This window comes from Corallococcus terminator, from assembly GCF_049194865.1.
In the GTDB taxonomy this organism is placed as follows: domain Bacteria; phylum Myxococcota; class Myxococcia; order Myxococcales; family Myxococcaceae; genus Myxococcus; species Myxococcus terminator_A.
The window spans coordinates 79,463-91,648 of sequence record NZ_JBLZWL010000010.1; the positions used below are offsets into that span (position 1 = coordinate 79,463).

Consider the following 12,186-nt stretch of genomic DNA (forward strand, 5'->3'; position numbering starts at 1 on the left):
CCACGGTCATCCCTGGCTGAGCAGGCCGGTCATCCGGGTATGGAGGTCCAGGAGGGGAGTCTCACGTTCCCGGAGGAGCGCCAGGGTGGCCTCGCCATAGCGGCGGCCCAGGGCCACCGTCTCCCGCTCCTGCTTGGCCAGCTCGTCCCGGACGCGGGTGCGCAGCTCCTCCGTGGACCCCGAGGCGCTCTCGAGTTGACGCAGCTTGTCGTCCAGCTTCCGCGCGGTCCACCGGCGGCCACCGAAGGCGCGCAGCATGGCGATTCCCTGCTCCAGCGTCTTCGCGGCCAGGCCGGAGGCCGTCTGGGCCAGGGCATGGGCACGGGCCAGGGATTCAGCCCCCCGGTCCGAGCCGACGTGGGCCAGGAAGGTCTCCTGGTAGCGCACCAGGGCGTCGAGCAAGGCGCCGTCCACGGGCGGCATGGCCATGCGGAGGGTCCGGTCATCCGCCGCGGAGAGGTTGGTGCCCGTCTCGCGGTTGGGGACGTCCTGGTAGCCGTGGTCGTCGAAGAGTGAGGGGGCCATGGGACTCCTGGGGAGAGGCCCGGGAGGTGTAACAGGGCCCGCCCCGTCACGGTAGGGTTCGCGACGCTCCCTCGTCCGGCGCACGGGCATCCGACCAGAACGCCGGTCAGACTCCGTATGAGTCGATATGAACTTTCAAACAGCACCCGTGGTGGGTCGGTGGTGGTTCCTGGGGCTCTTGGGGGTACTGCCTGGCTGTACAGAAAGTGAGCCCGCCGCGCCGGTGACGGCGGAGGCGCCCGTCGTCGCGCGAGCCCAGGCCCTGGTGACGCCGGTCTGGATGGCGGAGATGTCGGCGCCCAGGACGGTCGTCCACACCGGCCCCATGGCATCGACCGCCATGGACGGGTACGTGCTCTTCTTTGGCGAGAACTCGCGAGCCCTCTTCCGGTCCGACGGCACCCCGGACGGAACGCGGATGTTGCGGACCGTCGCGTGGCGAGAGGAGCCGTTCGGAATCGACAACTACGGCTGGCAGGCGCCACCGCGCCTCGCCGTGGTGGGGACGCAGGCCTGGTGGCGGGGCGTCGAGGGACTGTGGACGACGGACGGCACGCCCGAGGGCACCCGCTTTGTCGGCAACCTGGGCTTCTCCGAGCCGTTGCCGCCGCCAGTCGCCTTCGGAGGCGCGCTCTACTTCTCCGTGGGGAAGCGGCTCTATCGCTCGGACGGCACCGTGCCCGGGACGCGAGAGCTCGCCCAGGTCGTGTTGAAGGACTTCTCCGTGACGCCGGCCCAGGAGGTGGGCGGCCGGCACTTCTTCGCGTGCGAAGCCGAGTCCACGGGCGTGGAGCTGTGCGTGACGGACGGCACTCCCGAGGGCACGACGGTGGCCGTCGACCTCGTCCCCGGAGCCGGGAGTGGAGCCCCCCGAATCCTGGGAGTCGTCGCGGACAAGGTGCTCTTCTCGGCGAGCATGGGATCCCCGGAGAGCCCACGTCGCCTGTACGCAAGCGACGGGAGCGCGGTGGGGACCGGGTTGCTCAGCGACACCGCGTCGTTGGGCGACACCGCGGAGCCCGCCGGGACGGGGCTCGCGAAATCCCCCACCCTCCTGGACGGAGTGGCCTTCTTCCCGTGCCGGAGCGACGTCACCGGCCATGAACTGTGTCGGACCGACGGAACGGCGGAGGGCACGGCGATTCTCGACCTGGTGCCCGGCACGGAAGGTTCGACTCCGGGAAAGCCGGGCGTCCTCGCGGGGAAGCTCGTCTTCCAGGGGTGCTCGCCGGAGTTCTTGAATTGTGGGCTCTGGTCTTCGACTGGCACGGTGGGAGGCAGCGAGGTCTTCTGGAGCGCGGAGCCCTTTCAAGGATTCTGGATGGGCTCCTCGCTGTTTGCCGCCGGGAACTCACTGTTCTTCCATGGTCAGGCGGGGCGTGGCCCGAGTGGCTTATGGAAGACGGATGGCACCCAGGCCGGAACAGGTCCGCTGTTGCAGCCGCTCACGACCGGGGAGGGCTTCATCTTCCTCAACCCGGATCGCGACTGGGTGAGCCTCGGAGACAAGCTGCTGTTCGGCGGCGGCAATGGTGCGCCGGGACTGGAGCTCTATGCGTCGGACGGCACGCCAGAGGGCACGAACCTCGTGGCCGATCTGACGCCTCGCCGGGGCATGGGCAGGGCGATAGAGCTGCTCTCGGTCGGCGAGCGGCTCTTCGTGACGGCGCATGGCGTGGGGCAACAGAAGCTGGTGCGGATTGACGGCTCCTTTCCGGTCCGGGACCTGCACTTCCCGACCAACAGCCTCAACAGCTGGATCAAGATGGCGCCCCTCCACGGACAGGTGCTCCTCTCCACGAATGCGGGGCTCCTGGCCACGGATTCGAGCGACAAGGGCATCAACCCCGTGTCGGGCGGCCCCGCCTGGGTGTCCCGCCTCCTTTCCGGCGGGGACAAGGTCTTCCTGCTAGGGGCGTATCTCTGGCGGGCGGACGGAACACAGGAGGGCACCATTCAGCTCTCGGATGCGCCCCCGGAGGTCTACGAGGGGGCGTATGTGAATGGAAGGCTCTGGTTCAGTAGCAGGCGGAGTGAGGAGCCGTGGACGACGAATGGCGAGCTTGGCTCCACGAAGCTCCTCAAGGACATCAACGGCAATTTCAGTTCGTCTCCGCGAGGGTTCACGGGCCTGGGCTCGCTGACGTTCTTCTCCGCCACGGACGAGGAGGCGGGGCGTGAGCTGTGGAAGTCCGACGGCACCACCTCCGGCACCGTGCGCGTGGCGGACCTGCGGCCGGGGCCGCTGGATGCTTCGCCCGATCAGCTCTTCGCCTGGAAGGACCACGTCTACTTCTGGGCGACGGGGGCGGAAGGCGCTACCACGCTCTGGAAGACGGATGGCACCGAGGCTGGAACCGTGTCGCTCCAAGCGGCGACGTTGCGGCGGGCCGACGCGTATGGGATTGAGAACACGGGCTTCGTTGGCTGGGGAGACTCCCTGTTCTTCGCGGGTGCGGACGCGTTGGGTGGACGGGAGCTGTGGCGCACGGATGGAACGGAAGCGGGCACGGTGCGCGTCGCGGACATGATGCCCGGCATCGACTCGTCCCATCCCAATGCCCTCCTGTTGGCCTCGCCCGAGGGTCCGCTGGTGTTCACGGCGCTGGGCCCCGCGACGGGCCGCGAGCTGTGGCGACTGGACTCGCCCACGGGGACGCCGACCCTCCTCGCGGAGATGATTGAAGGGGCGCGCGGCTCGAATCCAGACAGGCCCACGATGGTGGGCTCGACGCTCTACGTCCATGCCGACTCCGGCCAGGGCCTGGCGATCTTCAAGCTGGCGGGCCTCATCCCCGACACGTTCGCACCACACGTGAGCTGTCCGCCCTCTCAGGAGGTGCCGGCAACGGGTGCAAGCGGGGCCGAGGTCAGCTTCGAGGCCGCGACGGCCTACGATGACTCGGGAGCGGTGCTCACGCTCGCCGCCAGTCACGTATCGGGGGCGACCTTCCCCGCTGGCCTCACCGAGGTGACCTTCACCGCCAAGGATGCCGCGGGCAACGAGGGCACGTGTTCCTTCAAGATCACCGTGACGGTGACGTCCCAGCCGGACGCGGGCTCGTCAGCGCCAGACGCGGGCTCGTCAGCGCCGGATGCGGGTGCGCCTCCCACGGAGCCACCTGCGGATGACAGTGGTTGCGGTTGCACGAGTGGAACCTCCACCCTCCCCTTGGCGCTGGCGCTGTTTGGACTTCTGGGGCTGTCGCGGCGTCGCTCCCCATGGACCCAACGCGGAGGCGAATAGGAGCGGTGGCCGACGCTCCATCGCCAGACACAGCGGGAACCCGGCCAGGGACCCTGCCTTGTTCTACGAATGTCCCTCAGGGCAGGATGCGGATTGCACCCAGCCACCGCCAGGGTTTCTGTCAATACCCTCGAAGGGTGAGGGACATATTTTCCGTCCGGACCTATGGATGGGGGACATACCCGCACACCCCACGGGGTTGCCTGACAAGGAGATGAGGATGTTCAACCCGATGGACTTCAACTCTCGAGAGCTCGTGGTCCGGGACAACGCCATGGTTTCCCTCGGCCGCGGGCAGTCCGTTCCGGAGGTCCTCGAAGCGACTCGAGCGCCGATGCTTGAGTTTGTCCAGGCCGACGCCATGGCCGTGTGCATCATGCGCATCGCGCCTTCGCTCGACTACCGATGGCACGTCCCGGGCTCCCCCATCGCCATTCTCAGGGAGTATGCCCGCGTGGTCGACCAGGACATCTTCCGGGCCCCCATCTTCGCCCGGCCCGAAGTGCCCATCTGCGATACGCAGCTTCTCTCCCACGAGGAGTACAAACGAACCCTCGTCTACCAGTTCAGCCTGGAGCTGGGACAGCCCCTGGAACACATCATGGCTGTCCTCGTGCCCATCCGCCCCGGCATCTTCGGCGCCGTCGCGTTCTACCGGCACAAGGGCCGCTCCTTCAAAGACCAGAGCCTCGCCGCCCTCTCCAGCCTCACCACGCACCTGACGAACGCCCTGGGCAGATGCCAGGACCTCCAGGAACTGGACGCCCGCGCCCAGTTGCTCCTCGCGCTCTACCAGCGCAAGGACTCCGCCTTCCTCGTCGTGGAGCCTCCCACGCGCGAGCTGTTCCGCTCCCCCCACGCCACCACCCTGTTGGAGCGCTGGTTCACCCCTTCGGACATCCACGCCTCCGGGCTCCCTCACGTCCTCAAGGAGCGCCTGGACGCCCTGGTTCGGATGGACCCGGACTCGCGGCTCGGGAAGACCCTCTGGGTCGTCAACCATCCCGAGGGCTACCGCACGTGCCGGTTCGTCGAGCTGCCCGCCAGTGACGGCCCCCGGCAATGGGCCCTCCTGTTGACGGAGCTTCCCCACTCCATCCCACTCCCCTTGGACATGCAGCGCGAGCTCACGCCCCGCGAACTCGACATCGCGAAGGGCGTGCTCCGAAACTGGACCAACGGACAGATCGCCGATGACCTCGAGCTCTCGGGCCAGACGGTGAAGTCCCACGTGCGAAACCTCTTCGGCAAGCTGGGCGTCGACAGTCGCGCCGACTTCCTCTACCAGGCAGCCCTCCTCAACAAGCCGGTGTGAGGCGGCACGCGCGCCCTCGCGACGGATGGGAGGTGCCGCGAGGGACCACATGGAAAGGCGCCTCCCGAAGGCCAGGGTTCGAACGGGAGGCTCTCCCAGCTTGCGTGCGGTTGTCTCTACCTCGCGAGGGGTAGGCTGGAGGCGTCGCCCTCACGGAAGATGCGCGGGAAGACGCTCCGGGCGACGCGGGCCGAGAAGAGGATCGCCTCCTGGTCCTCCGGCTCCGTCAGCCGCTCGAGGAGCCGCGCCATCTCCGCCACATGGTCTCCATCCAGTGCCCCGTGGCTGCGCAGGAACGTCACGGACTTGTGGATGTTGGGAATGGCGGCCACCGACTTCAGTCGCCTGGCCCACACGCCCGCCCGCGTCTGCGACAGGTACTCCAGCACGTACGCGGTCCCCAACACCGCCGTCGGCACGCCCGCGCGGGACGTGAAGAAGTTCCACCCGGTATAGGCATCCACCGCCGGGCTCCGCGCCGCCGTCTCCACGGACTCCTCCGAGCACCCCAGGTTCTTCAGGTCCGACAGCAGCCACCGTTCGTGCCCCCGCTCCTCCTCCCCCTTCCGGATCAGCAACTCCGCCAGCTCCGGGTGCCGGCCCAGCCGCTTCAGCCGCTCGCCCGCCTCGCCGAGGATCGGCGTGCTCCAGCGGGCGTAGTGGTACGTCTGGACGAGGTAGTGGATGTAGCCCGCCTTATCGAGGGTGCCCTCGAAGAGGCGTCGGGCATCGGGCCGCGCGTCCACCGCCGCCACCAGTCCCCGCGCCTCCGCGTCCAGCGCCGCCAACCAATTCGTTCCCGAGTGATTCTCCGCCTGTGTTTGCACGTACGTCTCCTGTCCGGTGCCTGTGTGGCTCCCGGTCGCCGCGTGTTGAAGGTGAATGGAAGGGAAAAACCGCCCCGGTCTAGGCGACGGGACTCATGGCGTTCTCCAGCGCGTGGAAGCGCGCCACGGAGTCCGCCGGGATTTCATCGAGCGCCATGACGAGCGGCAGCGTGAACCACTGGAAATACGTGTCGTAGATCGGCTCCGCGATGAAGCGCGCGCCCATCGTCCTGGCGAAGAGCGAGGGCGCCCTGGGCAGCCGCAGTCCGTCCAACAGCCCCTGCGCCGCCTGCGCGCGCTCCTCCGGCGTGTAGAAGGGACTGCGGGGCTGCACCGGGGCCCGACACGGGTCGAGCACGGCCACACGCCATTGCGGACTCAGCCATCCCCGGCGGGCCGCCACCTGCCATGAGAGGAGCGCGTCCTCAGGCGAGTCCGTCTCCAGGTTCGCGGACGCAATCCAGTGCGTCACCCCGCGCCGCCGGCTCTCCGCGTACATGCCCGCCTGCAGCCACGTGACGGCCTCCGAGCGCCGCCACTTCGGCAACACGCAGAAGCGCGAGGGCTCCGCGAACACCCTCTCCGGCTGGAGCAGGCCCGAGAGGTCCACTCGCTGCTCCATCTCGAGCCCCACCTTCACACCCAGGTTCGCCGCCACCTCCACGTTGGGCAACGCCACTCGCAGGGTCGCCACCGGCTCGTCGCCGGCGTAGACGAGCACGTGCACCGTGGTGTCGAGCGTGTCGACGCAGGTCACCTCCCGCCGAGACAGCGCGGACTGCTCGGGCAGCAATCCCAGCTCTCCGCCGAAGACATCCCAACGGATGCGAGCCACGGCATCGAGCTCCCGCTGGGTGGTGGCGACACTCCAGCGCCAGTGCCTGCACGTCATGGGTACTCTCCTGGTAGCGAGGCGGGCCGGTGTCTCGCCGCCCTCTCTCGTTCTTTCGTCGCGGGTGACTCGAGTTCGACCACCGCCCCGAAGGTGTAGTCCCAGGCCAGCGACTTCCAGGTGCCCATCCCTCCCTGAAGATACCTGACATACCCCTGTCACTCCGGACGCGCAGGTTCGCCCCATCATCCGAGCGGTCCAGGAGGACTCTTCATGAAGCTCTATTTCCACCCCATGTCTGGAAACTCGCGCCGAGTCCTGCTCGTCGCCGCCCACCTCGGCGTACCTCTCGAGCGCGTCGTGGTGGACCTGCCAACGGGCGAGCAGCGCGCGACGCCGCACCTGGGCCGCAATCCCAACGGGCTCGTTCCGGTCCTCGATGACGACGGCTTCCTGCTATGGGAGTCACGCGCCATCATGCAGTACCTGGCCGAGATGACGCCGGGACAAAGCCTGCTCCCCACCGATGCGCGCGGGCGCGCTGATGTGACTCGCTGGCTCTTCTGGTGCTCGGCGCACATGGCACAGGCAAGCACCATCCTGGTCTTCGAGAACTTCGTGAAGGCGGTGACGGGCCGTGGGCCGCCGAACCCCGCCGAGGTCGCACGGGGCGAGGCGCTCTTCGCGCAGCACGCACGCGTCCTGGACGAGCACCTCGCAGGCAAGACGTGGGTCTCACAGGAGCGCCTGACGCTCGCGGACTTCTCGCTGGCTGCGGCGTTCGCCCTCGCCGGACCGGCGCGACTGCCTCTCGGGACGTATGCGAACCTCCGGACCTGGCTCGGCCGCGTGCAGGAACTCGAGGCGTGGAAGCGCACCGCTCCGCCCATGCCGCCACCCGCGAGCTTGAGGACTTGAGGCCTCACGCCCCCGCGGGCACTTCATCCGATAGGCAATGTTGCGACAACGCCTTGATGCGCACCTCGTCGTTCAGTCCGCGAACCCTGCTAGCCTTCGCGCGCATTCCTCATGCATGCGGACCCAGCAAGGAGCGTTCCGATGAAGGCGGCTTGGAGTGTCGTAGTGGCCCTGACGGTGGGACTCGTCGTGGGATGTGGTGCTGGTGCGATGGAGGCCCCCGGGGTGGAGGAGACGCTCGCCACGTCGGAGTCCGAGCTCGCCGTCTGTGGCGATGGGGTCTGCGAGCCCATCGAGCGACTGCGCTGTCCGGCGGACTGCCCTCGCGGCGAGTACTGCGGAAACAATGCGTGCTGCCCTGGTGAAACGACGCAGAACTGCCCCGAGGACTGCACCCAGGGAGACCCGGGCCAGTTCTGCTACCGGTCGTTCTAAGCCACCCCACGCGCAGTGGCTTACCGCGATGGCGAAACAGACCGAGCACCACTGACAGCACTCGAAGTCTGTTTCGCCGTCGCTCCCCAAAGACCAACGCGGAGGCAATTCACCCCAGGGACGACGAGCGTCGTCTCCGAGTATGTGGATGGGAACCCTGGCACGAAGGACGCCTACCCCATGCACGTGTGCGGAGGCGGCGGGTACGCGATGAGCGGCATCCACGCCAGCAACAACCTGTTCACCTGAGCCAGGTAGGCTCCAGGCACAGCGAAGGCCGCTCGACGATGAGGCGGGTACGGGCTCTGGAGTCTCATCCCAGAGCCCGTACCGTATCATCGGGTGACTCCCATTCGAGGTGGAAGCCGCTCTACTGCGCCAGTTCCGGCAGGCACGCCGTGATGACGAGCAAGTTCACCCCGCAGTTCACCAGGCAGGGAACGAGGCTTGCCGCCGGAGCGCTCGTCACACAGAGCCCCGCGCACGCACGCGCCGCCTGCGTCGCAGGGTTCAGACACGTCAAGAACTCCGCGACCCCGGCCGCCTCGACACCCGGAGCTTCAGCAGGGGGCGCCTGCTCGGGAGCGACGACCTCTCCTTCCGGTTCCATGGGCCCACAACCCACGGCCACCATCAACACGAACGCTCCAGCCAACCGCTTCATCGGGTTCATCATGATGATACCTCCAGGTGTTGCATTGGAGAGCATCACAGAACGATGGATGACCCGACAGCGGACCCCGGTACAACACCATCCTCATGAATACACATTATCCCCTCCTCTGAGATGAACTCCCGGTGCGGGCTGACCACGGCCCCGCAGCCTTCACACGAGTGAGCGTGGCGTTGAAGTGCTTCAGGTCGAGGCCGGTCCGTGCATCACCATCACTCGCGAGGGCCGCGCTCCCCTGCCCCCGCGAGAGATGTCGCGCAGCCTGCGCGGTGGCGCCGGTGCGGCCACCTCAGGGCAACTGAGTGAGGACGGGGACCAGCTTGTCGAGCGGCTCGCCATACCCCAACTGTCCATCCGAGTTGCTGCCCCAGGCCCACGCGGTGCCGTCCGGCTGGAGGGCCAGCATGTGCTCCCTGCCCACGGCGAGGGCCGTCACGCCCGTGGTGATGCCGAGGACGAGGACGGGGTCGCCGCTGGACACGGTGGTGCCGTCGCCGAGCTGGCCCCGTGGGTTGGGACCGGCAGCCCACACGCGGCCGTCGGCGGTCGTCGCCATGGCCAGGCCGGGGCCAGAGACCACGTCGAGCAATCCGGTGACACTCATGGGGACCGGGAGCAGGTCTTCGCTCTCCTGGCTCCTCATCCCCGCGCCCTGATAATCCTGCCCCCAGGCCCATCCGCTGCCGTCTGATTTCACGGCCATCGCGTGATATTCGCCTCCCGCGAGGGCAATGACCTCCGTCAGCGTCTGGACCTGGACGGGGGTGAGTCTGTCTTCCGACGTGCCGTCGCCGAGCTGTCCGTCCGCATTCAGCCCCCAGGCCCACACGGTGCCGTCATACCGGAGGGCGAGCGAGAACTCGTTCACCGCGACCACCTTCACGACGCCGTCCAGGCTCAAGACCTTGACGGGAGCCTGGCTGGCCTGGGTCGTGCCATCACCCAGGTTGCCCGAGTTGTTCTGCCCCCAGGCCCAGACCGTCCCGTCATGGGCAAGCACCAGGGCGTGGCTCCAGCTCACGGAGATGGCGACGATGGAGGGCAGCTCCTCGACCCTGTGAGGGACATCGCGCCCCCGCCCCCACGCCCAGACCGAGCCGTCCTGCCGCAACGCGAGCGACGAGTCCCCTCCCGCGCTGATGGCGACGACTCCGTCGAGCCCCGAAACCAGAGTGGGAAGGGGCCGCGCCGTCCGCGTTCCATCACCCAGCTGCCCGGACTCGTTCTTTCCCCAGGCCCAGACCGTTCCATCATGGTGGAGCAGCAGGGAATGCATGTCACCCGCCGCCACGGAGAGCGCCCCCGTCAGCCCACCCTGCACGGGCGCGGGAACGGCATTGACGGTGACGGCGCCATTCGCGAGCTGGCCGTCGCGATTGTTGCCCCAGCCCCAGATGGAGCCATCCGAGCGCAGGGCCAGCACGTAATCATGGCCCGCGGCGACCGCCGAGACACCCGTGAGCCCTGGCACATGGAAGGGCGTCGAGCGGTGCAGCTTGGTGCCGTCACCCACCTGGCCGGCCTCGTTCATGCCCCAGCTCCACACCGTGCCATCCACCTTGGTGACCGCGCCTCCGGATCTGCCCATGACGATATCGACAGCGCCCGTCAGTCCCTCGATTCGGGTCGGCGTGGTGCGCAGCCCTCCGAGCAGCGCGTCCGAGCCCCAACCCCAGACACTCCCATCCGAGCGGATGGCGAACACGCTCGAGGCTCCCGCCGACGCGGCGACGACCCCCGTCAGGCCTGGGACCGGGATGGGGACGGTGCTGTTGGCGAACGTGCCGTCGCCGAGCTGTCCCGCGTGGTTCATACCCCAGACCCACAGGGTGCCATCCGAGCGGATGGCGAGCGAGGTGTCGGCGCTCGTCGCGACGGCCACGATGCCCGACAGTCCTGGCAGCTGACGAGGACTCGTGCGCGAGAGGGTCGTTGCATCCCCGAGCTGGCCACGGGAGTTGTCTCCCCAGACCCAGACGGTGCCGTCGGTCTTCGTCACGAGGGTGTGATTGAGGCCCGCCGCCACGGAGTTGACCCCGCTGAGCCCTGGGACCAGGACGGGCGCGGCGCGAGTGCGTTGGGTGCCATCACCCAGCTGGCCCCGCCCGTTGGCGCCCCAGGTCCAGACGGTGCCGTTGGAGCGGAGCGCGACGGAGTGGCTCCGGCCGCCAGCCACCGCCGTCACGGCCGCCAATCCCTGGGCCTGGACGGGAGTCGAGCTGCTGATGAAGCCGCCCGTGCCGAGCTGCCCTGCCCTGTTGTCTCCCGCTGTCCACACCGTCCCATCCGAGCGGATGGCCAGGGAGTGCTGCAGCCCCGTGGCGATGCGCGTCCGTGGCCGCGTACGAGCCACCGCCAGGGCTTGGAGGTCTTCTGTCTCCGACGACACGGACACGGGCTGACCACAACCCGCGCCCAGAATGAGCCCCACCATCAGGGACAGGACTCCGCCCCACTTCGATACCGCTTGGCTTTTCATGTATTGGTCTCCTTGAACTGCGCGGAGACCGACGCCGCATGCATCCATGAATTCAACACATGACAAGCAATCCTCGCGATTCGAACACGACGACTTCATGAGCAATCATTGTGCGGCAACCCGGCCGCATTGAGTCACGGCGCCCACACCTCATGTGTCTCCATTCAGCCGCAGGGTGGGTCTCGCGGCGCACTCACCGCGGGCCCTGGGTCATTCACCGTCCGTGAACACATCCAGCGACTGGCTGTCAAGCACTCTCCAGGCAGGTCACCATCAAATGGCGTCTATGGCTTCCTATTGAAATCCACTAAGACGCGCGCACTCCCTCTCTGACCCTCACAGCCCACAGCCAGCCCCGACAGCTTCGCTCCGCGGCGACGCCAGGGCGTGCAGTCCCCCTGCACCCCTGACGCCCGAGGGAAGACGGTCCCCCGAATGACATTCCATGCGCCGGAGAGGGGCCATGGACATAGACGAGGAGCAAGTACGTGAGAGGACAGTACGAGGGAGTCCCCCGCATCCGTATTGGATGCATTGCAGTCACCTGGGTCCTGCTAGCCATGAGTTGTGGTGACCCACTGGAGTCTGCCACCGAGTCACAGCTGACCGCGAAGAAGCAGGCTCTCGCGCCGGTGAATGTGCGGGAGATGGTGGCAGCCGGAGCCAATCACTCGCTGTTCCTGGAGAAGAATGGCGACGTGTGGGCGTGGGGGCAGAACAACGCTGGGCAGGCGGGAACGGGCAGCGCCAGCACCACGCCCGTACACACGCCCACGAAGGTCAGCGGAGTGACCCGCATCAAGTCGATCGCGGCGGGCGTCGCATTCTCGCTGGCGCTGGACGTGGATGAAGCCGTGTGGGCCTGGGGCCAGAACACCTTAGGCCAGGCGGGCCAGGGGAGCACCAGTGCCACGGTCCTACAGCCCGTGAAGGTG

At 67.8% G+C, this 12,186-nt stretch carries 10 protein-coding genes; 5 read left to right on the top strand and 5 right to left on the bottom strand.

Annotated elements, in window-relative coordinates; translation table 11 throughout:
- Positions 1–6: 6 nt before the first annotated feature.
- Positions 7–525 (bottom strand): hypothetical protein, encoded by a 519-nt coding sequence (locus ACN469_RS07085; protein WP_498765431.1) that lies wholly within the window; start codon positions 523–525, stop codon positions 7–9.
- Between the two features lie 127 nt (positions 526–652).
- Here ACN469_RS07085 and ACN469_RS07090 point away from each other — a divergent pair, with 127 nt between their 5' ends.
- Both ACN469_RS07090 and ACN469_RS07095 read left to right on the top strand, forming a co-directional pair.
- The gene (locus ACN469_RS07090; RefSeq protein ID WP_498765433.1) at positions 653–3,772 is read left to right on the top strand and encodes an HYR domain-containing protein; all 3,120 of its coding nucleotides are present in this window, start codon (positions 653–655) and stop codon (positions 3,770–3,772) included.
- Positions 3,773–4,106: 334 nt separating this feature from the next.
- Positions 4,107–5,087 (top strand): helix-turn-helix transcriptional regulator, encoded by a 981-nt coding sequence (locus ACN469_RS07095; protein WP_498765435.1) that lies wholly within the window; start codon positions 4,107–4,109, stop codon positions 5,085–5,087.
- Between the two features lie 116 nt (positions 5,088–5,203).
- Here ACN469_RS07095 and ACN469_RS07100 read toward each other — a convergent pair whose 3' ends face one another.
- Both ACN469_RS07100 and ACN469_RS07105 read right to left on the bottom strand, forming a co-directional pair.
- Positions 5,204–5,914 (bottom strand): iron-containing redox enzyme family protein, encoded by a 711-nt coding sequence (locus tag ACN469_RS07100; protein ID WP_498765437.1) that lies wholly within the window; start codon positions 5,912–5,914, stop codon positions 5,204–5,206.
- A 79-nt stretch (positions 5,915–5,993) separates the two neighbouring features.
- Entirely contained in the window at positions 5,994–6,806 is an 813-nt protein-coding gene (locus ACN469_RS07105; RefSeq protein ID WP_498765439.1) for a GNAT family N-acetyltransferase, read from the bottom strand.
- Positions 6,807–7,019: 213 nt separating this feature from the next.
- Between ACN469_RS07105 and ACN469_RS07110 the strand changes: the two genes are divergently transcribed.
- Positions 7,020–7,664: a glutathione S-transferase family protein gene (locus ACN469_RS07110; protein WP_498765441.1), complete on the top strand. Its 645-nt coding sequence runs from the start codon at positions 7,020–7,022 to the stop codon at positions 7,662–7,664.
- 141 nt (positions 7,665–7,805) lie between these two features.
- Positions 7,806–8,099, top strand: coding sequence for a hypothetical protein (locus ACN469_RS07115; RefSeq protein WP_498765443.1), 294 nt, complete (start codon positions 7,806–7,808; stop codon positions 8,097–8,099).
- A gap of 370 nt (positions 8,100–8,469) precedes the next feature.
- On the opposite strand, the gene ACN469_RS07120 is transcribed toward ACN469_RS07115, so the two are convergent.
- Positions 8,470–8,775: a hypothetical protein gene (locus ACN469_RS07120; RefSeq protein ID WP_498765445.1), complete on the bottom strand. Its 306-nt coding sequence runs from the start codon at positions 8,773–8,775 to the stop codon at positions 8,470–8,472.
- Positions 8,776–9,061: 286 nt separating this feature from the next.
- Entirely contained in the window at positions 9,062–11,251 is a 2,190-nt protein-coding gene (locus ACN469_RS07125) for an RCC1 domain-containing protein (RefSeq protein WP_498765447.1), read from the bottom strand.
- 560 nt (positions 11,252–11,811) lie between these two features.
- Here ACN469_RS07125 and ACN469_RS07130 point away from each other — a divergent pair.
- Positions 11,812–12,186 (top strand): RCC1 domain-containing protein (locus tag ACN469_RS07130; RefSeq protein WP_498765449.1); only part of this gene is annotated, 375 nt, incomplete at its 3' end.

Bases quoted from the DNA above. Each gene is read 5' to 3' on its own strand.
- ACN469_RS07085 (WP_498765431.1), bottom strand. From the start codon at position 525: ATGGCCCCCTCACTCTTCGACGACCACGGCTACCAGGACGTCCCCAAC.
- ACN469_RS07090 (WP_498765433.1), top strand. From the start codon at position 653: ATGAACTTTCAAACAGCACCCGTGGTGGGTCGGTGGTGGTTCCTGGGG.
- ACN469_RS07095 (WP_498765435.1), top strand. From the start codon at position 4,107: ATGCTTGAGTTTGTCCAGGCCGACGCCATGGCCGTGTGCATCATGCGC.
- ACN469_RS07105 (WP_498765439.1), bottom strand. From the start codon at position 6,806: ATGACGTGCAGGCACTGGCGCTGGAGTGTCGCCACCACCCAGCGGGAG.
- ACN469_RS07110 (WP_498765441.1), top strand. From the start codon at position 7,020: ATGAAGCTCTATTTCCACCCCATGTCTGGAAACTCGCGCCGAGTCCTG.
- ACN469_RS07115 (WP_498765443.1), top strand. From the start codon at position 7,806: ATGAAGGCGGCTTGGAGTGTCGTAGTGGCCCTGACGGTGGGACTCGTC.
- ACN469_RS07120 (WP_498765445.1), bottom strand. From the start codon at position 8,775: ATGATGAACCCGATGAAGCGGTTGGCTGGAGCGTTCGTGTTGATGGTG.
- ACN469_RS07125 (WP_498765447.1), bottom strand. From the start codon at position 11,251: ATGAAAAGCCAAGCGGTATCGAAGTGGGGCGGAGTCCTGTCCCTGATG.